The sequence below is a fragment of the Thalassorhabdus alkalitolerans genome (assembly GCF_042656525.1).
Classification (GTDB): Bacteria; Bacillota; Bacilli; order Bacillales; family Marinococcaceae; genus Thalassorhabdus; species Thalassorhabdus alkalitolerans.
Map to the genome: position 1 here is coordinate 357943 of NZ_JBHSOZ010000002.1, position 24992 is coordinate 382934.

23 protein-coding genes are annotated in these 24992 nt (G+C 44.1%); all 23 read right to left on the reverse strand.

Going from position 1 to position 24992, the window contains the following annotated elements; all coding sequences use genetic code 11:
• Window positions 1–955: 955 nt before the first annotated feature.
• On the reverse strand, window positions 956–1240 hold the full coding sequence (gene spoIIID, locus ACFPU1_RS01675; RefSeq protein WP_054637802.1) for a sporulation transcriptional regulator SpoIIID: 285 nt from the start codon (window positions 1238–1240) through the stop codon (window positions 956–958).
• Between the two features lie 552 nt (window positions 1241–1792).
• Window positions 1793–2455 (reverse strand): 3'-5' exonuclease, encoded by a 663-nt coding sequence (locus ACFPU1_RS01680; RefSeq protein WP_100400941.1) that lies wholly within the window; start codon window positions 2453–2455, stop codon window positions 1793–1795.
• 668 nt (window positions 2456–3123) lie between these two features.
• On the reverse strand, window positions 3124–5061 hold the full coding sequence (locus ACFPU1_RS01685) for a DUF294 nucleotidyltransferase-like domain-containing protein (RefSeq protein ID WP_385937819.1): 1938 nt from the start codon (window positions 5059–5061) through the stop codon (window positions 3124–3126).
• Window positions 5042–6703, reverse strand: coding sequence for a sodium:solute symporter family protein (locus tag ACFPU1_RS01690; protein WP_385937822.1), 1662 nt, complete (start codon window positions 6701–6703; stop codon window positions 5042–5044). Before ACFPU1_RS01690 ends, ACFPU1_RS01685 begins: the two co-directional genes overlap by 20 nt.
• 300 nt (window positions 6704–7003) lie before the next feature.
• Window positions 7004–7306 (reverse strand): DUF4212 domain-containing protein, encoded by a 303-nt coding sequence (locus ACFPU1_RS01695; protein WP_054637085.1) that lies wholly within the window; start codon window positions 7304–7306, stop codon window positions 7004–7006.
• A gap of 116 nt (window positions 7307–7422) precedes the next feature.
• Window positions 7423–7713, reverse strand: a complete 291-nt coding sequence (locus tag ACFPU1_RS01700) for a hypothetical protein (RefSeq protein ID WP_385937825.1) — start codon at window positions 7711–7713, stop codon at window positions 7423–7425.
• 26 nt (window positions 7714–7739) lie between these two features.
• Entirely contained in the window at window positions 7740–7916 is a 177-nt protein-coding gene (locus ACFPU1_RS01705) for a hypothetical protein (RefSeq protein ID WP_385937828.1), read from the reverse strand.
• Window positions 7917–8336: 420 nt separating this feature from the next.
• Window positions 8337–9209, reverse strand: coding sequence for a peptidoglycan DD-metalloendopeptidase family protein (locus ACFPU1_RS01710; RefSeq protein WP_385937831.1), 873 nt, complete (start codon window positions 9207–9209; stop codon window positions 8337–8339).
• Window positions 9210–9397: 188 nt separating this feature from the next.
• Window positions 9398–10447, reverse strand: a complete 1050-nt coding sequence (spoIID, locus tag ACFPU1_RS01715; RefSeq protein WP_385937834.1) for a stage II sporulation protein D — start codon at window positions 10445–10447, stop codon at window positions 9398–9400.
• 346 nt (window positions 10448–10793) lie between these two features.
• Window positions 10794–12119, reverse strand: coding sequence for a UDP-N-acetylglucosamine 1-carboxyvinyltransferase (gene murA, locus ACFPU1_RS01720; protein ID WP_385937837.1), 1326 nt, complete (start codon window positions 12117–12119; stop codon window positions 10794–10796).
• 726 nt (window positions 12120–12845) lie between these two features.
• Window positions 12846–13079 (reverse strand): DUF1146 family protein, encoded by a 234-nt coding sequence (locus tag ACFPU1_RS01725; RefSeq protein ID WP_054637080.1) that lies wholly within the window; start codon window positions 13077–13079, stop codon window positions 12846–12848.
• A 516-nt stretch (window positions 13080–13595) separates the two neighbouring features.
• Complete coding sequence (locus ACFPU1_RS01730) at window positions 13596–14003, reverse strand: F0F1 ATP synthase subunit epsilon (RefSeq protein ID WP_054637079.1); 408 nt, start codon at window positions 14001–14003, stop codon at window positions 13596–13598.
• A gap of 28 nt (window positions 14004–14031) precedes the next feature.
• On the reverse strand, window positions 14032–15444 hold the full coding sequence (gene atpD / locus ACFPU1_RS01735) for a F0F1 ATP synthase subunit beta (RefSeq protein WP_100400380.1): 1413 nt from the start codon (window positions 15442–15444) through the stop codon (window positions 14032–14034).
• 36 nt (window positions 15445–15480) lie between these two features.
• Window positions 15481–16338, reverse strand: coding sequence for an ATP synthase F1 subunit gamma (gene atpG / locus ACFPU1_RS01740; protein ID WP_385937842.1), 858 nt, complete (start codon window positions 16336–16338; stop codon window positions 15481–15483).
• A gap of 51 nt (window positions 16339–16389) precedes the next feature.
• Window positions 16390–17901 carry a F0F1 ATP synthase subunit alpha gene (gene atpA, locus ACFPU1_RS01745; protein WP_054637077.1) on the reverse strand — a complete coding sequence of 504 codons (1512 nt, stop codon included), beginning with the start codon at window positions 17899–17901 and terminating at the stop codon, window positions 16390–16392.
• Window positions 17902–17919: 18 nt separating this feature from the next.
• Window positions 17920–18459 (reverse strand): F0F1 ATP synthase subunit delta, encoded by a 540-nt coding sequence (locus ACFPU1_RS01750; protein WP_385937845.1) that lies wholly within the window; start codon window positions 18457–18459, stop codon window positions 17920–17922.
• Complete coding sequence (atpF, locus tag ACFPU1_RS01755) at window positions 18456–18947, reverse strand: F0F1 ATP synthase subunit B (protein WP_054637076.1); 492 nt, start codon at window positions 18945–18947, stop codon at window positions 18456–18458. The genes ACFPU1_RS01750 and atpF overlap by 4 nt, the downstream gene beginning before the upstream one ends.
• 101 nt (window positions 18948–19048) lie before the next feature.
• Complete coding sequence (atpE, locus tag ACFPU1_RS01760) at window positions 19049–19258, reverse strand: F0F1 ATP synthase subunit C (RefSeq protein ID WP_054637075.1); 210 nt, start codon at window positions 19256–19258, stop codon at window positions 19049–19051.
• Between the two features lie 81 nt (window positions 19259–19339).
• Complete coding sequence (atpB, locus tag ACFPU1_RS01765; protein ID WP_054637074.1) at window positions 19340–20068, reverse strand: F0F1 ATP synthase subunit A; 729 nt, start codon at window positions 20066–20068, stop codon at window positions 19340–19342.
• Between the two features lie 77 nt (window positions 20069–20145).
• Window positions 20146–20523 carry an ATP synthase subunit I gene (locus tag ACFPU1_RS01770; protein ID WP_385937850.1) on the reverse strand — a complete coding sequence of 126 codons (378 nt, stop codon included), beginning with the start codon at window positions 20521–20523 and terminating at the stop codon, window positions 20146–20148.
• Complete coding sequence (locus ACFPU1_RS01775; RefSeq protein WP_054637090.1) at window positions 20520–20753, reverse strand: AtpZ/AtpI family protein; 234 nt, start codon at window positions 20751–20753, stop codon at window positions 20520–20522. The genes ACFPU1_RS01770 and ACFPU1_RS01775 overlap by 4 nt, the downstream gene beginning before the upstream one ends.
• Before the next feature lie 481 nt (window positions 20754–21234).
• Window positions 21235–23511: a S8 family serine peptidase gene (locus ACFPU1_RS01780; RefSeq protein ID WP_385937854.1), complete on the reverse strand. Its 2277-nt coding sequence runs from the start codon at window positions 23509–23511 to the stop codon at window positions 21235–21237.
• Window positions 23512–23803: 292 nt separating this feature from the next.
• On the reverse strand, window positions 23804–24952 hold the full coding sequence (wecB, locus tag ACFPU1_RS01785) for a non-hydrolyzing UDP-N-acetylglucosamine 2-epimerase (protein ID WP_385937857.1): 1149 nt from the start codon (window positions 24950–24952) through the stop codon (window positions 23804–23806).
• Window positions 24953–24992: the final 40 nt, after the last annotated feature.

Consider the following 24992-nt stretch of genomic DNA (forward strand, 5'->3'; position numbering starts at 1 on the left):
GCTTGTCTTAAGCAGACAGGCCGGTCATTCATTGTTTTCCCGCTTTGTTTTGAGCCGCAGCACCTGATTCTTTCTTCTATTTTATCACGGGACTCTTGCGTGGAAAAAAACAGAGCTTGGTGTTGCGCGTGATGCCGGCCTTTTCGGCCTTTTTTAAAATGTTGATTTTCATGATTGAAAATCAGGGAGTCTTTTACCTTAGGAATCCACCTGCAAACGTAAGAAAACTCCCTGACGGGAGGGAGTGAAAATATGGGTTGTAAAAGGGTGATCGGCAAACCAGCCAGGGATGGCACGACATGGAATAAAGTCAAATGGAACACGAAGCAACCGGCACCTTCTCTTTTCTCATTTAACTTACACCATTTCTACCGCGCTCATAGTATACTGTATTCCTTTGTAAAGAATTGACCTGTACTCCTGTGTATATCTATGTAAGCTTTACAAAAATATACGGATGACCAGAGATCCAAGATGTGGGCGCGGCAGAGGGAGGACCTCACTTTCTCTCCTCTCCCCGGAGGCTCTCTATCTTTATAATCTACTTTTTTTCATCGTCCTCTATTTGTCAGGAATAAAAGAGAGGAAATGATCTATATATGAAGTAAGAACAAATGGTAGATATCTTTGGGTGGAGCAAAGGAATTGGAAGAGCCTCTTTTCTTTTCATACAGGCCGGTTCAACGATAAATGGAAACCTCTTGCTCACGCAAAAGGGCCTGACAAAAGGGCCAGACCCGGCTTTATGGTTGTATAACAACCTTCGTAACTGATTATTTATCAAATGTAATGTTTAATAGAATACTAATGTCTTGTGTGTCTGATTATTCGAAGAGGTGAGATACGGTTTGGACACACGAAGAGCTATGAACGTACCTATGGTGGACATAGGAGACGCATGCAGGGGGCACGTTGGAAGCTTATTAAGGGGAGATAATTGAGAGGGTTCTGTTACTTAAATAGTAGGTTCTGTTTGCACAGAGGATCTATCTTGGGTTTTCTTATACTTAATTTTAGTTGCTTCTCCACCTCGAAGATGGCGGATCGATTTATGGTATTCAAGAATTTCCTTTACTTCATTTGCCAGTTCAGGATTAATCTCAGGAAGCCTTTCAGTCAGGTCTTTGTGGACGGTGCTTTTCGAAACCCCAAACTCTTTGGCGATCGTCCGCACAGTCTTGCGAGTCTCCACAATGTACCTCCCAATCTTGATAGTTCGTTCTTTGATGTAATCGTGCACAACCACTCGCCTCCTACTCCATTCTTGGTGATTTGTTACAGTTTATTAACGAGTGGGCGTATATATACCAAAAACTCAAGCAGGACAAGGCTTTCCTTTAAATAAGTGCCTAACACCCTCGCGGTGGAGTGCCTCTTTGGGGTGGTGCCTCTGGGGTGCGGTGCCTTGGGGTGCGGTGCCTGGCACCTATGGACCCCTGTCATCTTATGTTCGCCTACTTCACGTTGTAACCCCTGAGGCTGCGGCGTTCTCTCCTTTTTCTTTATTACAGACCATCTGCGGTGCCTGTCACCTATGGACCCCTGTCATCTTATGTTCGCCTTCTCTGCGCTGTAACCCTTGGGGCTGCGGCGTTCTCTCCTTTTTCTTTATTACAGACCATCTGCGGTGCCTGGCACCTATGGACCCCTGTCATCTTATGTTCGCCTCCTTCACGTTGTAACCCTTGGGGATGGGGCGTTCTCTCCTTTTTCTTTATTACAGACCATCTGCGGTGCCTGGCACCTTGATATACGTAAAAAACCACTGGCATAAGCCAGTGGTTTACTCTTATTAAAATTGAAGTATTTTTCCGTTTTCTTTACAGGTAATATCGATGATGTCACCGAGTGTTCTTTTTCCTCGCATCCTAAGATGGTGAAATATCTCCACAAGGAGGTGGGCCGTTGTTAAAGCATCTCCTAAAGCACTGTGCCTTTGATATATGTTTGTTCCAAATTGCTTAGCATAATGTTCAAGATCTCTCATATCCCAAGATGGGTTTAAATACCCGATCAAATCTAACGTATCAACTGATAATGGTTCATCAAAAGTAAATTTATGCCGTTGTAATTCTTTTTTTAAGACCATTACGTCAAAGCTTAGATAATGACCAACCCATCCTCCGCTGTCATTTTCTTCAACGTATTTATAAAAGGCTTCAATAGCTTCAAGAGAATTAGGAGCATCCTTTACTTGTCCCTCATTAATGCCAGTTAGTTCTACAATTCTTTCCGGGATTTCTCGCTCTGGGTTCACAAAGGTTTGAAAGGTCCTATCGGTGACACTCATGTTTTCTACTTGGACAGCCCCTATTTCAATGAGCCGATCTTTCCCTCCGATAGAAAACCCTGTTGTTTCAGTGTCAAAAACGGTAAACGACATGTTCTCTAATGGCGTGTTTAACGGGAGCTGATTGGCTAGTTGGTAGTGAAGGCTTTTCTTTTTCCAAAACATCATCACGTGCAATCTCCCCTCTTGTGATCAAGCAAGATATTTCAGGCTTATTTCAAATTTAGTACCTATGTTTTATTCCCCATAGACAATCTCCTAAACAATGTTAACGCTTACAATTTTAAATAATTAGAAAATTCTTTATACAATGATTATATATAAAACTGACTGGTTTGTCAGCAACTTTTATAGTTACCCGTTTATTTTTGCTGCCTCAGGCACGAGACGGCAGGGTGCCTGGCACCCCGCAAACTCTGTAATATTTCATCTGCGCAAACACCTGACCACACGCATTTCTCCCATTTTCTTATGTTACAACCGACGCGGGTGCCTGGCACCCCGCAAACTCTGTAATATTTCATCTGCGCCAACACCTGATGCCACGCGCTTCTCCCATTTTCTTATGTTACAACCGGGGAGGGTGCCTGGCACCCCTCAAGCTCTGTAATATTTCATCTGCGCCAACACCTGATGCCACGCGCTTCTCCAGGTTTCTTATGTTACAACCGGGGAGGGTGCCTGGCACCCCTCAAGCTTTGTAATATTTCATCTGCGCCAACACCTGATGCCACGCGCTTCTCCCATTTTCTTATGTTACAACCTGATGGGGTGCCAGGCACCCTAAATAAATGGCACCCTAAAAAAAAGGAGCACCTTTTTTAAGGGTGCTCCTACATCATGCCGAATGCGCCGATGGCCTGGTTCTGAAGGGACCTGATCGTTTTCAGCGCGAGCATGAGCTCTTCTTTGTCCCGTGATTTAATGTGAGTGAACTTGATTTCGCTTGAGCTTTGCTCTCCTCGTGAATAACGGTTCCATGACTGCTCTACCCGTATTTTTAATACGATCTCATAGGCAAACAGTAATTCATCTTCAAAGGCTTCTGTAAAGACACCTTTCCTTGTTAACTTCTTTATTTGATCTGTCGGCACTCCGCCTACCACTCCGTGATGAGCTGCGAGAATCTGCAAAGAGTGATGAAACGGAAATAACGCGTTCTTTTTGATATCGATAGATTCCTTCTTCAGCCTGAACAACGCTCGAATCGGGTGGTCCAACGTTTGCACCGGGGAGGCTTTTTCCTGTTCCGCTGCCCGGTATAGAAAGATCCGGGACTTTTCCATCTGTTGCAGAACCATCTTCGTAAATTGCTCGTCTACGGCTTCTTCACCATATAGATAACGAAAGGCCAGGAAATTATGTCCCAGCAGAATATTTTCATTTGTAGCTCTGACCCCCCACGTACGGAGACGCTCTGCCCATTTTGAGACAGATCCTCTCCAGCTGTGCTCACTGGCCATCATATTGCCATCGCACGGCCGGTATCCAGCTCTTTCAAGCCAGAGGACAATCTCCCCGCCAAGCATGCGAAAATACATTTCTATTTCATCTGGATCTTGATGGTCCTCAGGGTCTTCATAGACGAGGAAGTGATCCTGATCTGTCAGCATGAACTGCTCTCCCCGTCCACCGCTGCCCATCAAATAAAAAGAATACGCAACGGGGGGCTTGCCGTACCCTTTTTCCTCTACACTTTCCACAGCAAGAACGACACAATGGCGCACCAGACGATCAAAGAGCTGTGTAATGATATTTAAGATTTGCAGAGTTGGTATCTTATCTTGTATCAAATTGCCAAGCACTTCATAGATTGCTTTTTTTACGTGAGGAAGGGTCTCTGCATTTGATTCTTCAACTTCTTGTAAAATTTCAAACTTCCCGCGGTTCTGCTGGCGAAGAAGGTCCGAGAGTGTAAGCATTCCTTTTACACTCTGGTTTTCATCCACCACAGGCAGGTGCTTCACTCTGTTCATCAAAAAGCTGGACATGGCTTCATAATAATAGGCCTGACGCTGAATCGTAAAAGGACGCGGCGTCATAATCGTGCGGGCTCTGAGTCCGGAAGCCATTCCTTTGGCCACAACCCTGTGTACCAAATCCTTTTCTGTAATAATCCCGACAAGCTTTCTATCCTCATCTTCTACAACAACGGAGCTTGTACTTTCTTTTACCATAATTCTTGCTATGTCATCGACTTCTGTTTCTTGATCAACAACAATTGGCGGCGTGGTCATGATGTCCTGAACACGGCGGATGAACGCTTCGCTCTCACCCCACTGGCTGGCCAGCTGAACCTGTTCGGCAAGAGAAGCATAAATATCTCTCAAACGCACTGACACCTGACGAAGCACGTATTCCCTCACTTCTTCTTTGTCCCACCGCTTCTCGAGGACAGAATAAGGAATTTGCAGACAAACGGACTTCTCTACTGCCTGCACTTCAACCGTATAGTTGACCTCTACCTCACTTGGCTGGCCGAGAAAGTCTGCCAGACTTGAAAAGCCAATGATGTCTCCTGCTTCTAACACCTCAAGGACTTCCTGGCTGGAGTGTCCTTCTTTTGTGTTAACATATACCTCGGTCATTCCCTCAAGAATCAAAAGCAGTCCTTCTCTAGGTGTTTTTGAAAAAAGAACCGTGTCGCCCTTTTCATATTCACGAAGATTGCAATCTTCCATGAATGCACCAAATTCAGCGACTGAAGCGCCGCTGAATAGTGGGTGATTTTTTATTTGGTTATAATAGACATTATTTTCCTGAAGACTCATCCATCCAAACCTCTCCGTCTTTATAGGTCATTTGCTCAGGATAACGTAGATCCATTACCTCATCCTGTAAGCGCTGGGCAGGTGGTGCAGTTAAGAGTGAAACAACAATCGTTACAATCAAGTTAACTGGTACACCGAACAGTCCTGCTCCTGTATCAATTATACCAAAGAACGTGATATCGTTCAGTGCCAGGAAGATATAACCTAGAGTTACACCAAGCCCTGAAAGCATCCCGGCAATCGCACCTTTTGCGTTCATGCGCTTCCACCATACCCCTAGGAAGAGTACCGGGAAGAATGTACCGCCGGCAATACCAAACGCCCAGGCAACAATCTGAGTGATTACTCCTGGTGGATCCAATGCTACAATACCTGCTACAACGGTAGCGGATACAATGGCAATTCGTCCAGCACGTAATCGCTTCTGGTCGGAAGCCTCTGGCTTCAATAAACGATAGTAAATGTCATGAGCAAAGGATGAAGAAATTGTAATCAGCAAGCCGCCTGCTGTTGATAAGGCCGCTGCCATGGCACCAGCTGCAACAAGGCCAGTTACAAATAGTCCCAAATTGGCGATTTCAGGTGTCGCCATAACGACGATATCATTACTGATTACCAGGTCTTCCCAGTGAAGAACACCATCACCGGTCGTGTCTAGAATTTCCAGACGTCCTGTATCTACCCAAGGCTGTGTCCAGGCAGGCAGATCATCAATTGGCTGACCTACAACCTGAGTCATTAAAATAAAGCGGGAAAATGCAGCGTATACCGGTGCAGACAAGTATAGAAGTGCGATAAACAGAATTGCCCAGGCACCACTCCAGCGAGCTGCTTTCATTGTTGTTACCGTGTAGAAACGAACAATAACGTGTGGAAGGGATGCTGTACCTACCATCAACGTAAACATAAGAGCAATAAATTGAGCTTTCTGGCTTTCAGCAAAAGGTGCGAAATATTCTGAAAGTCCAAGCTCTGCGTCAATGGCTCCCAGCTCACTTACAACGTTACCATACGTCAGCCATGGGAATGGGTTTCCTGTAATTTGCAATGACATAAATACAATCGGAATAATATAGGCAACAATTAAGATCATGTACTGGGCTACCTGAGTCCAGGTTACACCTTTCATACCACCGAGTGTTGCATAAATTGCGATAATGACAACCCCGATCATTGTCCCGTACATAGAATCAATGTTCAGGATTCTTCCAATTACAACCCCGGAACCAGACAGCTGACCGATGATGTAGGTAAAACTGATAATAATAGTTGCTATTGCCGCAATAAGTCTGGCAGTGTTACTGTCGAATCTGTCTCCAATAAATTCAGGGACCGTGTAGCGTCCGTATTTTCTAAGCTGAGGCGCCAATAGGAAGGTTAAAAGTAAGTAACCACCTGTCCACCCCATGATGTAGGCTAGTCCGTCATAACCAAGGAGCATAACCGTACCGGCCATCCCAATAAAGGACGCGGCACTCATCCAGTCACCACCGATAGCCATACCATTCCAGAATGGAGGAACTCCGCGGCTTGCTACGTAGAAATCAGAGGTAGCTTTCGCTCGGTGGTAAATCGATATACCTATATATAAGGCAAATGTTAAAAGTATAAGACCGATGGACGTTAAGGATTGAGCATCCATTGTAATCCTCCCTCACTATTTAAATCTTTTGCATATGTTTTATTACGACAGGAACTTTCAAGTTTCGTTCTAGCAGCCCGTCAGCTGTATTTTTTTCTTTGGAGCAGCCCCTCATAGTTGTTTCAACTTTCTGAAACCCTATATCTATCTCCCCTTGTCAGCATCCTGATTTCTAAAAGTGAAATGACTCTTTTTTCTCATTTTGTTAAAATAAAAGTGAATAGTTTTTTCTATTTACTGCTCACACGAACGGCCATTCGTGTGAGCTTTTTGTATTTTCTCCCCCTGTACTTCTTCTTTTTAATGATCCAGTGTCTTGCCACCGCTGATCCGAACATTCGATTCTTCATCAATGCCAAATTTCTTATCGACTCTGTCACTGATAATTGCGTTAAGGAATAGGAGCACTACAAACATGACTACAGCTCCCTGAGCCCCCATATAGTAATGAAGCGGCATACCCATAAAGCTAAATTGTGCAAAAAACTCTGCGAACGCCACCACCCCAAATGATACTAAAAACCCGATAGCCAGGAAGATCACGACAAGTGTGGTTCTTGTTTTGAAATAAGCATCTGCTTTCGCTTTTTCTACTTTTTGCATCCTTGCACCTCCTTATTTAATACACTTCCTCCCCTTCGTCCCTTTAGGTTAGAAGGGCACCACCCCCTTTAATATGAGTTATTATAAAGCCTTTCCTGGGATGAATGACTGAGCAGTCAATCTGGCTGAAATGATGGTTGCGCGTGCCTGCATGTCTTGCAGATCAGGAAAGGTGTTTTCTTTTTGGCAATCAAGTAATTCATCACGAGAATTCCCGGGATAAACACAAGAAATATAATATGAAAGAAATATCCTATGAGAAGAGCCGCCACTATCGGCATCGTTGAAGTTAAGAACATGTATCTCCATTTTAAAATGAGGAGAAGTTCTTCTTTCCCGCACTTTGGACAGGCAGCATAAGCATGCTGCTGATTGCGAACTGTATGATTTGAAGCTTTAGCATTCATGCTTGTTACTCCTTTCTTTGTCATCTTTATCGAAGGCTAAAGATAAATCGCATGGTTTCAAAAAAAGGCAGCGGCACCATAGCTATTTGAACGACCATATACAGGCCAATGACTCCAAACGGTACAGTTAAGAGAAGCGGCTTTTTGAAATAAATGGTTCCTACAATACAGAGCAAGGTTATTGTCAATAAGAGAATGAGCATCATGATGACCCCTTTCTTTTTTTCATTAATTTGATAAAAACTGAATACTTGCTCAGCTTAACGACTGCCATAAAAGTTCACTCGCCTCATTATCCTCCCCTCTAGTGTATCTGGGAGGTTATTATTCCACTATGCTGTGAAGGCCTGTCTTTCAAAAAATGTATGCGTTTTCAAAATATCGATTCGAAAACCTTTTATTCTTCTTTTCTCTATGTTCCTACCTATCTTTCTATGTTACTCATTATTTCAAATTTTCTGATTCTTAGCAACAGGTTTTTTAAATTATTTTAAAAAAATTCTTTTAATAATGAAAATTAAAATAAATAGGACCCTGGATATGTTTACCAGAGTCCTTAATAGAGAGGGAAGAACGGAAGCGTTGCCTTTACCTTCTTCCCTTTTTTATTTGGTTCAATTATATTATTCTACGTCTTCTTCGTTTTCTTCAGGCTGTTCTTCTTCCTCGTCTTGAGTGTCATCCTCTTGAGGAAGCATTTCTTCTAAGTCTTCATCGCCTTGATCTTCTGTGTCAGTTTCTTCTTTTGGCTCTTCTTTTGGCTCTTCTTCCTTCTCATCAGCATTTACAATTTCACTCATTGGCTGGTGAAGCATATCAACTGGATTTAATGCTTCTCCATTGCTCCGTACTTCAAAATGAGCGTGTACGCCAGCGTCAGTGTTATAAAGGTTACGGCCGGCCATTCCAAGAACATCGCCTTGGGATACAGAATCGCCTTCTTCTACTTCAAGCTTTTCAAGACTGTTGTAAGATGTAACCAATCCATCTTCATGCTCAAGCTCGACAATATGGCCAAGCAGAGAATCTTTTTCTGCTTTTACCACTTCACCGCTTGCAGCAGCTGTTACTTCAAAAGTTTCATTGTCTTCTCTCGCTACATCGATTCCCTTGTTGTGATAGTACATATTATTGTAATATACGAGTGCAGCTTGCTGTTCTTCTGTGGATGCTTCATGGTCGTAGTAATAGCCAATAATCTCTACACTATCTTCATCAGTTACAGGCATTTGTAGATTCTCAGTCTCTAAAGCTACTTCAACGGCATCTTCTTCATTTTGAGACTCTTCGCCCCACTCTAAATCATCTGGCGGAAGTGGCTCTTCTGCCTGGTCGTTCCCTGTTCCTTGAATGAAAAAGAACGAACCTAGTAAAATCGCACATGCACTTAGATAGACTGCAGGCCATACCCACGATTTTTTCATTGCGTTACGCAGCTTTGATGCCCTGGATTGAGATTCACGGGCAGCAGTGTGCTGTTTGTCTTCTTCTCTCATTTGATCATCACCTCAAAAACCATTCTGATCAAAACTGAGAGAAGATATACATCAATTTGGAAATTTTTTGTAAGGGTGCCTGGCACCCTTTTTATAATAATAAGGTAAAGGCTGATAGCAAAGGGCTTACAAGCTCATACTGTTTACAATTATATTACAAACCCCAGGGGTGCCAGGCACCTATAAATCTATGAAGCATCCTCTTCTCCTGTGACCATAGCTGTCAGGCGAGGAACGTATGGATCCACGACATCCACAGAAACTCCCTGGTAATAATGCTGAATGATGTCTTTATAGCTTTTTCCTTCTTTGGCCATTCCATCAGCCCCGTATTGACTCATTCCCACACCGTGGCCCCAGCCTTTCGTATAGACGACGACTTCATTTCCAAGCTGTTCAAAGGTAAAGTCACTGGAATCAAGCTCAAGCTTTTCTCGAACATCACGGCCGTGAAAGGTTCTCTCTCCAATCACAACTTCCGACACCCGTCCTCCCTCTGTTCTCTCTACAATATCTCCAATTGCACTTTCTCCGAGAGTGATGCCAAGCTTCTGTTCAAATTCGGTCTGAGTAAATCGTTTCGCATTTTCGTATCGAGGAGATTCCTGATCCCAGGGACTTTCCACGCTTCGTAGATAAGGAATTTCATTTTCCCAGTAATCCTCGGAATTCTCAGTGTAGCCGTTGCTCGTTGAAAAAAAGGCAGCCGTGATGGGTTCACCTTCAAATGTAAGCACCTGGCCCGCTGTTCCTTTTACCGCTTCTTCTATTTTGTTTATTTTCCACTCATACTCGCTTCCCCATTGCTCTTTCAACTCTTCTTTACTATGGTAGACCTGATGCATGGGAGTATCCGAAACCATGGCTCCGTCCGGCAGGTTGATGTCTGCAGGCTGCAGGACCTGCTGTATGATGTAAGTTCTAGCTGTAAGGGCTTGGGCCTTCAATGCCTCCATTTCGAAGCTGGCGGGCATTTCTGAGGCCACTACGCCTGTTACATAATCTTCTAAAGGAATCTCCTCAATCATTTCACTTTTGCTCCTAAAAACACTTACCTCGAGGTTATCTGCCATATCGCTGACCTCCTCGGAACTTGTTTCTGCTTCTGTTAAGGGTGCTGTACCATCAGCAGATCCCACAGGAGCCGTGCCGCTTCCTGAAAAAGCAATGACCAGCAGAGCCGGCATGACTAATAATAAACCAGTAAAAACCAGTCCCAAGCATAACAGTTTTTTCATATGAATTTCCCCCATGACCCAAGAGTCTTCATGCAACCCAGTGATTAACTTGTCCTGCCTGTATCTTATTCACAGCAGGACACAACTAAATAAGCTTTTCTTTTTCTGTATCAGCTTATGAATTCCAGGTCGGGGATAGAACAAGGATAGAAGGCATAAAGATACTCATGAAGAGAAAAAGGGATTCTGAAATGTTACATGTATGTTACAGACTACTGGGGTGCCAGGCACCCTAAAAAAATGTCATATGAATGTTACAGGCTGCTGTGTGGTGCCAGGGCACCCTAAAAGCACCCTAAAAAAACGACCACTCCATTGGTGGAGTGGTCGTTTTGGAAGGATTACATTAGTTTACTGCTTTGTTGTTGCTGTTCATTGATACAACTTTGTCTTCTTCAATATCACTTTCTTCGATAACTTTTACGCGCTCAATGCGGGCTCCAAGGCTTTTCAGCTTCTCGTGGAAGTTTACATAGCCTCTGTCAATGTGACGAAGCTCGGTTACGTGAGTCTCTCCATCTGCAACAAGCCCGGCTAAAATAAGGGCTGCACCTGCACGCAGGTCTGTTGCGGATACTTCTGCTCCTTGAAGGCGTGTTGGTCCGCTGATGATCGCAGAGCGTCCTTCAATCTTAATGCTTGAATTCATACGACGGAACTCTTCTACGTGCATGAAACGATTCTCAAATACTGTTTCTGTAACTACTGCTGTCCCCTTGGCCTGTGTAAGCAAAGCCATCATTTGTGCTTGCATATCAGTAGGGAAACCAGGATGAGGCATAGTTTTCAGATCAACCGGGCGAAGAATATCTGAGCCAATCACACGCATTCCGTTATCGTGCTCTTCGATCTTCACTCCCATTTCTCTCATCTTTGCCACTAGTGGACGAAGATGTTCAGTAAGAGCTCCCTCAACAAATACATCTCCCCGTGTAATAGCGGCAGCTACCATAAACGTTCCTGCTTCAATCCGGTCAGGGATAATAGTGTGCTCAGCAGCTTTTAAGCTTTCTACCCCTTCGATACGGATGCTTCCTGTACCAGCTCCGCGGACCTTAGCTCCCATTGCATTTAAATAGTTGGCCAAGTCAACGATCTCAGGCTCCTCCGCAACGTTCTCAATTACTGTTGTCCCTTCAGCAAGAGACGCAGCCATCATAATGTTCTCCGTCGCACCTACACTTGGGAAATCTAAATAAATTTTCGCGCCTTGAAGTCTACCTTTTACCTTCGCTTCAATGTAGCCCTGGCCAATTTCCACAGTGGCTCCCATTGCCTCAAATCCTTTTAGGTGCTGGTCAATCGGGCGAGAACCTATGGCACACCCTCCAGGAAGAGCAATATGTGCATGCCCTTTTCTAGCAAGCAAAGGACCCATGACTAAAAAAGATGCTCTCATTTTTCTAACATATTCAAACGGTGCATCTGTTCCAAGAGCACCTTCAGCGTTTGCAATAAACGTATTATCCTTATATTCTACATCCATGTTTAAGTGCGCAAGCACATTTTTCATTGTGTATACATCTGCTAAGGATGGCACATCATAAATTCTGCTTGTGCCTTCTTCGGCTAATAAAGAAGCTGCAATAACAGGCAGCACTGCATTCTTTGCGCCTTCTGCTTTTACAGTACCTTTCAGCCGCTTTCCTCCGCGTACAATAATTTTATCCAACGTATTCCCCTCCGCGTCCAATAATGATCCTAAATCTTTAAGGCAATTCTTAGAAGTCCCGATCCAGGCATGCCCCTTTTAAAATAGTTTCCTTCAATACAGTTAGACAGGAATCTCGCCTTACTGTTATTCGTATTCAAAAAGGCACATGGGCGTGCTCTTTACGGGTAACGTTCTTAGCCCAATGTTTAGTAGTTGGTCAGTTGCATTTATAAAGTGTAAGACGGTCCTAGATTATGTCCGTAATGACTGCTGCTTTTTTTGTTCTTTTCATTTTCAAACTTGTGTAACGGATAAAGGGAATTACCACTGTCGTTGTCTCACCTTTTATCAAGGCATATTCCTTTGGTGTTCTTCTTTCTGTAAAACCCCCACCGCTTTTCATCGCAGGCTTTCTTCTCATTCTTTTTTTCATTTTCTTGATAATACAGGAAAGTAATAAAGGAAAACTGAATCTGCATTCTAGCTGCTAATTATTGGCTTTTGACCAATAGCTTCCATACCTCTTTCGTAATTTCCTTCCTAATAATGGAAAAACCTGCAATCCATACTGCACTTACCCCTTTTGATGGTCAGCAAAACTTACAAACCTTGTACGTATTCCCGATGCCTATTTCTCCTGCCGAGTAATGTCCTTATCTAAATTGTGACCTGAACATAAGAGCTCATACATGGAAGAAGTAGTCAGCATCCACTTTTTAGAACGAATACGAGGGCTTGCTTTGGTTAAAACAAATAACGAAGCATGAGTGACCAATTTAAATACTCAAGGAAAAATGCGCTCACGAGATGAGCCAGTGCGATTGTGACCAGGATCATAAGCATCTTTGCTTTTGGACCATCTGGCTGCCGCACAAAAACATCAAATCGGAAGCACTGTATGCTCCACCAAACAACCACCAAGAAAAAGAGATTGACGACGATATGTATGATAGCCTGTTGCCCTGCGGCATCTTCCATAACTCAAAACTCCTTACCGTCGAACTGACAATCCGAGAAGTATCATAGGTTAAATTCTGCCATATGAGAAGGGCCCATTTACCTATAAATTGCTTTTTTTAAAGAAAGCTTAATCTCTTTGTAATCAGCAATCCAATTTACATAATATCCTATCTCTTCTAAAGAATCCATAGATAATTTTTGTCGTTTCACAAAATATTATCAATTGGAAATGCTTACATTACTAAAAGAATATCAGATTGCTCTCTACGCTTTCTTTCGCAGGAAGGAGTCCCTGTAGACTGTCTCATACATACCCTTTCTAGGATTGTTAATAACTGCTCTTATATGTTCTCTTCCCGCGAGACAGAGAATAAAACAGCTTTTTTCTCCGCGAACTCAAAGATTGTTACAATAATGTTACAACTAATACGGGTGCCAGGCACCACGGAAATGTTACATAATTGTTACAAATAGGTTACAGGGCAAATAAAAAAACGTACCTGAACGTCTAATGTTCGGGTACGTTTTTTTGATTTATTTGTTATTCGCAACGTCAAGCCGTGTTGTTGCTCGTTTAAGAGCAAGCTGGGCTCTTTTGAAATCAATTTCGTCCTGTTTGGCACTTTCAAGCCGGCGCTCTGCCCGCTCTTTTGCAGCGCGGGCCCGGGCGACATCAATATCCGAAGGAAGTTCAGCAGCTTCAGCCAAAATGGTCACTTTGTCTGGACGAACTTCTAGAAATCCGCCGCTTACAGAAACGAGCTGAACATCGTTTGAAGATTTCTTCAAACGAACAGCTCCTACTGCTAACGGGGCAACCATCGGAATGTGATTAGGTAAAATACCGAGCTCACCGCTTTGAGCACGGGCGCTGACCATTTCCACATCCCCTTCGTATACTGTGCCATCAGGAGTTACAACATTGACATTCATAGTCGGCATGGTAATTCCTCCTTAACAGCATCCGGGCTTAGGACATGGCCTTAGCTTTTTCAAGCACATCGTCAATTGGACCTACAAGACGGAATGCATCTTCAGGAATGTCATCGTATTTACCTTCTAAGATTTCTTTGAAACCTTGGATGGTGTCTTTTACTTGCACGTAGGAACCTTTTTGTCCTGTAAACTGCTCAGCTACGTGGAAGTTTTGGGACAAGAAGAACTGAATACGACGAGCACGATGTACGACCAATTTATCTTCTTCAGATAGTTCATCCATACCAAGAATGGCGATAATATCTTGAAGCTCTTTATACTTTTGAAGAGTCTGCTGCACATTACGAGCTACCTCGTAGTGCTCGTCTCCAACAATTTCAGGAGAAAGGGCACGGGAAGTAGATGCAAGTGGGTCCACCGCCGGGTAGATACCCATTTCAGAAAGCTTACGCTCTAAGTTTGTGGTAGCATCCAAGTGAGCAAACGTAGTTGCTGGAGCCGGGTCAGTATAGTCATCCGCAGGTACATAAATCGCCTGGATGGAAGTAACGGAACCTGTCTTTGTGGATGTGATCCGCTCTTGTAGCTGACCCATTTCCGTTGCTAGTGTCGGCTGATAACCTACCGCAGATGGCATACGGCCAAGCAAAGCTGATACCTCAGAACCAGCTTGTGTAAAGCGGTAAATGTTATCAACGAATAGAAGTACGTCAGCGCCTTCCTGGTCACGGAAGTGCTCAGCCATTGTTAAGCCAGTCAAGGCAACACGCATACGCGCACCAGGCGGCTCGTTCATTTGTCCAAATACCATGGCTGTTTTGTTAATAACACCAGAGTCTTTCATTTCATAGTAAAGGTCGTTACCTTCACGAGTACGCTCACCTACACCAGCGAATACGGAGATCCCCCCGTGCTCTTGCGCGATGTTGTTGATAAGCTCCTGGATTAGTACGGTTTTACCTACACCGGCACCACCGAAGAGACCGATTTTACCACCTTTTACATATGGAGCAAGAAGGTCTACTACTTTAATTCCAGTTTCGAGAATTTCCGTTTGTGTGGAAAGCTCTTCAAATTTTGGAGATTCACGGTGAATTGGATCCTTGCGCACTCCTGGTGCCATCGGCTCGTCCAAATCAATTGTTTCTCCTAATACGTTAAATACACGGCCGAGTGTTTCATTTCCAACTGGCACTGTAATTGGAGCGCCTGTATCTAATGCTTCCGCACCGCGAACGAGGCCGTCTGTAGAACCCATCGCTACGGTACGCACAGAGTCATCACCTAGATGCAATGCGACCTCTAATGTAACCTGTAAGTCAACAGAGTCAGCAGATGACGCCTTTTGATCGACAGTCAGGGCGCTGTCAAGTTCAGGAAGCTTACCGCTTTCGAACCTTACATCAACAACTGGACCCATAACTTGTGTGACGTATCCTTTGTTCATCTCTTTCCCTCCTAGCCTGATAGAGATGTGAAATGTCTATTCTTGTGCCGCGGCACCGCCGACAATTTCACTGATCTCCTGGGTTATCGCTGCTTGTCGCGCACGGTTGTACGACAAGGTTAATTCATCAATAATGTTGCCGGCATTGTCTGTTGCCGAGCTCATAGCAGTCATCCGGGCACCGAACTCACTCGCTTTTCCGTCCAATAATGCTCCGTAAATTAAGCTCTCAGCATATTGGGGAAGAAGCTGCTGAAGAATGACTTCTTCAGACGGCTCGTATTCGTATGACTGTTTTACATTTTCTTCTGCTAGATCCGTAAGAGGCAGAAGCTTTGTTTCAGTCACTATTTGAGAAATCGGGCTGACAAAATGGTTGTACCATAAGTACAGCTGATCGACTTCTTCATTAGCGAACATATCTACCGCAGTGCGGGTTAAATTCTTGATATCGTTAAAGGAAGGATCATCTCCAAGACCTGTGATTTCAGAAAAGATTGGTACTCCTCTTCTTTTCAGCAAGTCTCTGCCGATTCGTCCTATCACAATTACTCCGTACTCGTCTGTTGAATTGTGACGTTCATCTACTTTGTTGAAGAAGTCACGCATCAAGCTAGAATTATAACCGCCCGCTAATCCGCGGTCAGATGAGATTACGATATATCCGGTTTTCTTTACCGGGCGCTCTTCTAACATGGGATGGCTTACATCTGTACTGCTTGATGCAATGCTTGCCACCACATCGCGGATTTTTTGCGTGTAGGGGTCATAGGACTGCGCTTTTGATTGTGCACGGTTAAGCTTAGCCGCAGAAACCATTTCCATCGCTTTTGTTATTTGCTTCGTCTTTTTTGTCGAAGTTATCCGCGTTTTTATTTCGCGCAAAGAGGCCATCTTTGTTCACCACCTTCTTGCTGGGCTGGTCATCCAAACAACATTCGCAGATTATTTTTTAGTTACGTTAAACGTCTTTTTGAATTCTTCGATCGCTTTATTAAATTCATCAGCGTCAGGAAGATTTCCAGTTTGACGAATGCTGTCAAGAAGATCTTTATTGTTATGCTCAAAATGAGTCAGCATTTCTGATTCAAAGCGGCGCACGTCATCAACTGGGATATCATCGATAAACCCTTTTGTGAGGGCATAAAGCACGACAACCTGTTTTTCAACAGCTAGAGGCTGATGAAGTCCTTGCTTAAGGATTTCAACCGTCCGCTCCCCACGATTCAGCTTCGCCTGGGTAGCTTTATCAAGATCAGATCCAAACTGCGCGAAAGCTTCAAGCTCACGGAAAGCAGCCAGGTCAAGACGGAGCGTACCAGATACCTTTTTCATTGCCTTAATCTGGGCAGAACCACCAACACGGGATACGGAGATACCTGCGTTAACCGCTGGACGTACACCTGAGTGGAATAAGTCAGACTGCAGGAAGATCTGTCCATCCGTGATGGAAATAACGTTTGTCGGAATGTATGCAGAAACGTCCCCTGCTTGTGTTTCGATAAATGGTAAAGCAGTTAATGAACCTGCTCCTAGTGCATCACTGAGCTTAGCAGAACGCTCAAGCAAACGGGAGTGCAAGAAGAATACATCCCCTGGGAAGGCTTCACGGCCTGGAGGACGACGAAGGAGCAAGGACAGCTCACGGTAAGCGGCTGCTTGTTTACTCAAGTCATCATACACAACAAGAACGTGCTTGCCATTGTACATAAACTCTTCACCCATTGTTACCCCTGCATATGGAGCAAGGAACAATAGCGGTGCCGGGTCAGAAGCACCTGCATTTACAACAATCGTGTAATCAAGAGCACCTTTTTGACGAAGGGTTTCTACAACCCCTGCAACGGTGGATTCCTTTTGCCCGATTGCAACGTAAATACAAATCATATCTTCTTCTTTTTGGTTAAGGATCGTATCGATCGCGATTGCCGTTTTACCAGTTTGACGGTCACCAATGATTAACTCACGCTGTCCGCGGCCTACTGGAATCATGGAATCGATCGCTTTAATACCGGTTTGAAGTGGTTCATGAACAGATTTACGGTCCATAACACCAGGTGCCGGACTTTCAATTGGACGGCTTTTAGACGTTTCAATTGGTCCTTTTCCGTCTACAGGTTGTCCAAGTGGATTTACAACGCGGCCAAGAAGCTGCTCCCCTACAGGAACTTCCATGATGCGGCCTGTACGTTTTACTTCATCGCCTTCACGAATCTCGGAATACGGTCCAAGGATTACGATACCGACGTTGTTTTCTTCTAAGTTTTGAGCCATGCCCATAATGCCGTTTGAAAATTCGAGAAGCTCACCAGCCATTACGTTTTCAAGGCCATGAGCACGGGCAATACCGTCACCGACTTGGATAACAGTACCCACTTCATTCATTTCCACATCAGATTCAAAATTCTCAATCTGCTGCTTAATGAGAGAGCTAATTTCATCAGGTCTAATGCTCATTTCGTTCACCCCTATCTTCTATCGTCTTCCGGAGGTAAGCTCGCGTTCAATGCGGGTAAGCTGGCCTTTTACACTGCCATCAAAGATCTTGTCCCCAATTCGGAGCTTGACGCCGCCAATGAGACTATTATCAATTCTGTTTTCAATGTATAAAGTTTGCTTCCCAACCTTTTTTGCGAAGCTTTCAGAGATTCTCTTTTGTTCTTCCTCATTAAGAGGTTTTACCGTGTAAGCAATTGCTCTGCCTACACCTTGTTCATCATCGGCTAATGCCTGGAATTTATCTACCATTGGCAGTACTTCATCAATGCGGTTTCGTTCAAGGAGGAGGAGAAGGGTATTGCGAACTGTGCTGCTTAGTGGGGAAAAGCTTTCTTTAATTACTTCTTTCTTTTTCTCCATATCCACCTTTGGGTGATTTAATAAGCCTTGCAGCTTTTTGTTATCCTGAAATACTTTTTGCACTGCATTCAATTCATCACCAATTTGAGTAAGTGTTCCTTTTTCCTTCGCCAGCTGAAAGAGAGCCACACCATAACGATTTGCTATTGCGCTCATACTTTCTCGCCTACTTCTTTGAGATATTCATCGATAAGTCTTTCTTGCTCTTTTTCATCAAGTTCTTTCTCAATAACTTTCGTTGCAATCAAGACAGATAAGGACGCCACTTGCTCACGTACAGAAGAAATAGCTTGTTCCTTTTCATGGCTGATTTCAGCTACAGCATCGTTTTTGATACGTTCTGCTTCTGACTTCGCCTGGGCAATAATTTCTTCGCCCTGCTTTTCACCAGTTTTCTTTGAATTTTCTATAATGGATTGAGCCTCTTCACGAGCACGCTCAATTTCCTTACGCTGGTCTTCTAAATACTGTTCAGATTCTTTACGATTCTTCTCAGCTGTTTCAATTTCATTGGCGATATGTTCTTCACGGTCTTTCATCATGTTCATGAGAGGTCCCCACGCAAACTTACGAAGGATAGCCAATAGTATAATGAAGGTTACAAGCGAAAATATCGTATCGCCCCATGTAATTGTATCAGGCATAGGATTCACTCCTTTCAGCAGTCATTACAAAAGGAATGGCGAAGCTTCTTAGAGAATATAACTCCGCCATTGGGTTCTGACATCAATCATCAAGATGCTTGTTAGAATAATGCGATAAATGCGATTACGATTGCAATGATCGGCAGGGCCTCAACAAGGGCTACCCCGATAAACATTGTAGTTTGAAGTGTTCCACGTAGTTCTGGTTGACGAGCGATCCCTTCGACTGTTGCACGGACAATGTTAGATACACCAAGACCTGCACCAAGTGCAGCAAGACCTGCGGCAATTGCAGCTGCTAAAGCTTCCATAAGTAAAATCCTCCTTAAAAATGTATGTTTGAAAATATAATATTTAATAAGCTCTTGGAATAAAGAGCAAATTCCCAATGACTAGTGATCTTCTTCAACTTTATGGGCCATGTAAACCATTGTCAGCATTAAGAAAATAAATGCCTGGATTGCCCCGATGAAAATACTGAATGCCTGCCAGGCTACCATTGGAGCTACACCAACCATCGCCCCGACCAGGCCGCTTCCTCCCAAACCTGCGAGAAGAGCAAGCAAGATTTCTTTTGCGTAAAGGTTACCAAACAAACGCATTCCAAGCGTCAAGGTGTTAGCTACTTCCTCGACAAGCTTGAGCGGGAATAAGAATGGCACAGGTTTGAAATAATCTGCTCCATATGCTTTGAATCCCTTCATCTTGATACCGTAATAGTGGGTCAGTACAATTACAAAGACCGCAAAGGTTAATGTAATAACTGGATCGGCTGTTGGAGATTTCCACCAAACTTCATGACCTGGTTCAGCTACGATCATAAATGGGATCCCCAGCATGTTTGCTACGAAAATGAATAGAAATAAAGTAATCCCCAGACCGAAGAATCTTTCACCTTTCTTCCAGTCCATTGTACTGTTGATGATGTTTCTTACGAAGTCGATGATCCATTCGAACACATTTTGTAGTCCAGTTGGTTTCATCTGAATACTTCTGGCGCTGAAGATACCTATTAATGCCACAATAATAGCTGTCACTGTGATCATCATGATGTTTGAAAGGTTGACTGAGAGCCATCCAATACCAAATAGCCCTTCCACAATGGGTGCACCGTGATCCACGAGTTCTCACCTCTTTCCCTGTAATTTGCTGTTACCTAGAGCATTCTTGTTCTTAGTGCTTGGCCCTTTTTCACCGCTTACTGCTTTGATAAGCGTCTGATTTGCAATAAGGCATGGACAAGAATCAAAATATAAGGTGTCATCAAACCGACAACAAGTCCAACAATGTTGAATGTGTCAGGATAACGTATTGCTAAGAGTGCAAGCAAACCTGCAAGCGCCAGGCGCGAGACTGTTCCTATTGTAAAAAACTTTTTCCCCTTGTCGATTGCTTCATTAAGCTTCGTTATCTTACGGTACATGCTCCAAAGCATGTACAAGCTGAATAAAGCTCCTAAACTCAGGCTAAGAAAAAGCGTCTCATAAGAAGTGAATCCCCAGCCAAGCACATATAATGCGGTCAGATAGAGGGTGTACTGAGTGTACTGTTTGATCATTAGGCTAAAATCTTTCATTCATCATCGTCTCCCAGGTAATGCCCGAGCAGACGGACTAGTCCGTACACTCCTGCCCCAAGACCGCCAAGGATGCCTAACACTAAAAAGAGAGGCTCTGTGCCCAACAAGCCATCAAGCCACCTTCCTCCGAAAATTCCAACGAGGAGAGGCCCTACAAGATAAGATAAGACAGAACTCATCAGCGCGATGGCCCGAAAGTCTTGTGGAGGTTTCTTTTGATTGCTCATGCCAGCCCCCATACACGGTAATATAGGTGAAAAAGCACCTTCCTGCTTGTGCACAATCCTACAAAGTCGAAGGACACACCTGTTTCCAGGCTTTTGCATAATACAGGCACTTTAAGAATTTACCTTGCGGGTAGAAACTGATTTTCATTCCACGTAACGCTTCATTGAACCAGCTAAAGAGATTTATTATGTAAACCCTCTCATATACCCTTAGTCATCGTACAATAGGGGAAAACATCTGTCAATGTGGTTAAATAAGAAAAAAACTGTTAAATCAAGGGTTTCCCCAATTTTATTTAATGTGTCAATTGCGTGACATTTTTCACAATAATTTTTGGTGCCTGGCACCTCTGTCGTTTTGTAACATTTCACATCCTGTTATCCTTTTATGGCAGGATTATTTTTATTTTTATATTACATTACCATTGAGGTGCCAGGCACCCTGAAAAAAGCCGGAGGTCTGCATGGGACCTCCGGCCATCTATTGTACGTCCTCTTCTTCATCAGAAAAGAGAATTTCGTTTTCATCCAACAAAATAAGTGTTTCGTACACATCTTCCTGGTCTTTATGTCTTGCAAAGATCACCGCCATGTACAGTCCGTTTTCAACAGGGAGATCTTTAAAGGGGATGACCTTTTCGAATAGTCCCTTATTGATATTCCTGCTTTTATCAAGAGTACCAACGTAGGCTGCCGTGTCCGGGTCATAGAGGGCAATTTCCAGCTCCTCTGCCCCTCCCGGCAAATACACTTCGTATTTGAACCCTTTCTTTTCTGGTTCTGGCTCTAGTTGAAAAGCACTGACTCTCGGATAATTCGGTTCATTGACAAAGAGGAGAAACGGCAGGTGAATGGTTTCCTTCCCTCCCTCTATCAAAAGCTCTCCGTCAAGGCGTTCGTATGAGGCAAGCTCCGGATTAATATCAAGTTCAACCGTCACTTCCTTTTTCTCACCTGGCTCTAAAATAACAGGCATCGGCAGGCGCCACCGCAAACCAACTCCAAGACCGGTAGGTGCAGAAAAGGTGTAGGTCCTCTTGCGGTCTGTATGATTTTCAATGGTCACCTTCTGCTTTTGTTTCTCTTCAGGCTGGGCTGACTCCCATACGCCAAAGGACAAAGCTCCCGGGTGGACTAATGTGTCAGCTTCCACCGCTTTTGGTATGTCTATTCTCCCAGCTCCTTGCACAAAGGGAGGATATCGATGGTCTTCGTTATCTTTTAACGCAACTGCGGTATTCATCAAGGCTGCTTTAATCTGAAGAGGGGACCAGTCAGGATGAGCCTGTTTTAAAAGAGCTGCGGCACCAGCTACGTGAGGAGCAGCCATGCTTGTGCCGTTTAGTGCAAGGTAGCCATTTGGTACAGTGCTGTCTATTTCCACTCCTGGAGCCACTACATCCGGTTTAATATCCCATGATTGCGTAACCGGCCCCCGTGAGCTGAATAGTGCCATGTGATCCACTTCTTCTTCAAAGGTTGTACGGATCACTGTAGCAGCAGATTCTTTTGCATCCTGGTCTTCTTTTATTGCTTTGGATAAAAACTCTCCGTCTTCCTTGGAAATACTGATTGCAGGAATGTTGGATGCTTGTTCTGTTCCGGCTGCAAATGGACCGGAAACATTGTTATAAATCAGAACAGCTATAGCTCCCGCTTTTTCTGCATTTTTTATTTTTGTGCTTATGGAAATACCGCCTCTTTCTATGAGAACCGCCTTCCCCCTTACTGAGGTTAAATCATCTTCAAGGCCAAGGCCTCCTTCCACTAAAGGAAGATCCCTTTGGAAGGTCCACGGCAGGCTTCCTTGAATGGATAAAATAGGAATGGAACGGTCATTCTGGGAAAACAAAGTAAGCACAGGGATTTTCAAGGGAGGCATGGAAGCACCGACCGATATTGCCTTTTCACTCGTTCCTGGAGAACCTACGCTCCACATATCTGGTCCGCTGTTTCCATTTGAGGTGACGGTTACAATCCCCGCTTCTGTCGCCTTATCCAATGCTTCACTAGTCGGCCAGTCCGGTCCATTTATAGGACTGCCAAGTGAAAGATTTAAAACGTCCACTTTGTCTTCCATGGCTTTTTCAATTGCTGCAAGGATCTGCTCCGTTGAACCATGCCCACCAGGGCCCAGGGCACGGTATACGTAAAGGTCGGCTTCCGGCGCTACTCCCCGTACCGTCCCGTTAGCTGCGATAATACCCGACACATGTGTTCCATGAAGAGTTCCCTTCCCCTTCCTGGATTTAGTCTCCATAGGATCTTCATCGTCATCGACGAGATCATATCCTTGTTTATAGTTTTTTTGTAGATCCGGATGATTATAGTCTATGCCTGTATCAATGACACCTACTTTCACACCTTTTCCTGTGAGACGAACTCCATTTTCATCAAGCTTATTTCTAATATCCTCGGCTCCAATAAAGCGAATGCTTTCATTGAGAGAAGCTTCATAGGCGACCGCCTGGTGGCTATTTTTTACGCCCTCTATAGCTTCTAGACGGGGAATATCTTTTTCAAAAAGAGAAACGGACAGACCATAAAATGCATTTCTGTAGCTTTGCCCTACTTCCGTGTCCGGCAACTGCTCCTTAATCCTGTCTTTAACTGCATCCAGGTCTTCACTGTTTTCCACTGAGATAATAACGGTGGTCCTCTCATCTACGGCGTAGGCCTCATAGATTGTCAACGGGGACCAAACAAAATTCAATACTATAATAAGCTGGAGGACTATCATCAATTTGTGTTTACCCACTTATGTGCTCCTCCCTCTTTTTTTGCTTATCTTTTCAAAAACAAGAAAAAAATATTCATAAGCCGGGTCCGTATTTGGGGGTATATTGGGGTGCATTTTTGGGTGCATTTTTGGGTGCCTGGCACCCCAGCCTCTTGTAACATTTCAAATTGCCGCATTCCTCTTTCAACGCTGGTTTCCCGTCTTTTTTTGTTACAGACCTTTATTGGTGCCAGGCACCATCTGTGGGTGGATGACAAATGTTTGCAGCACAAAAAAACTGGCTCATTCAATATTGAATGAGCCAGTTTTTTTATAACGGCCGAAAGGTATCCGGCTTATCTTCTTTTTTCCCAAAGTAATGAAGGATTGCCTCGGTAATTCTTCGTGAAGCTTCACCATCGCCATAGGGGTTGGATGCCTTTGCCATTCCTTCATATGTGTCGCGGTCAGTTAACAGCTCTTTTGTCAGGCTGTAGATACGTTCTTCATCTGTCCCGGCAAGCTTCAAGGTTCCAGCTTCAATTCCTTCTGGCCGCTCTGTTGTGTTACGAAGCACGAGAACAGGCTTCCCCAGGGATGGAGCTTCCTCCTGAATGCCTCCTGAATCTGTTAAAATGATCTCTGCCCTTGATGCGAAGTTATGGAAATCGAGCACTCCCAAAGGTTCAATCAGGTGAATGCGGGGATCATTCCCTAAAATGTAGTCTGCTGCTTCACGAACGGCAGGGTTTAAGTGAACTGGATAAATGACCTGTACGTCTTCATGCTCTGTCACAATGCGCTTGATCGCTCTAAACATGCCCCGCATAGGATCGCCCAGGTTTTCTCTGCGGTGAGCAGTCATTAAAATAAGACGATCATCACCCAATTTATCAAGAGCTTCATGGTGGTAGTCCTCAGAAACGGTTGTTTTCAGGGCATCAATAGCTGTATTTCCTGTAACATATACATATTCAACATTTTTATTTTCATCTAATAGATTCTTTTCAGCCTTTTCTGTAGGAGCAAAGTGAAGATCGGCCATTACGCCTGTCAGCTGACGATTCATTTCTTCAGGAAAAGGCGAGTACTTGTCCCACGTTCGCAGTCCAGCTTCTACGTGACCGACAGCAACCTGATTATAATAAGCTGCCAGACCAGCCGCAAACGTAGTAGTCGTGTCCCCATGAACAAGAACCACGTCCGGCTCAACTTTTTTGATGACATCATCCAGGCCTTCAAGAGCTCTTGTCGTCACACCTGCCAGTGTTTGTCTGGCCTGCATGATTTGCAGGTCGTAGTCAGGTTTTATATCAAAAACCTCCAGCACCTGGTCAAGCATTTCTCGGTGCTGCCCCGTTACCGTTACAATCGGCTCAATCTCTTCTGGGTACTTTTTCAGCTCTAAAACAAGAGGTGCCATTTTAATGGCTTCAGGTCTTGTCCCAAAAACAGTCATGACTTTAATCTTTTTTCCCACGTTCGCCGCTCCTTGGTTCAATGGTCTGCCGTGCCTAATA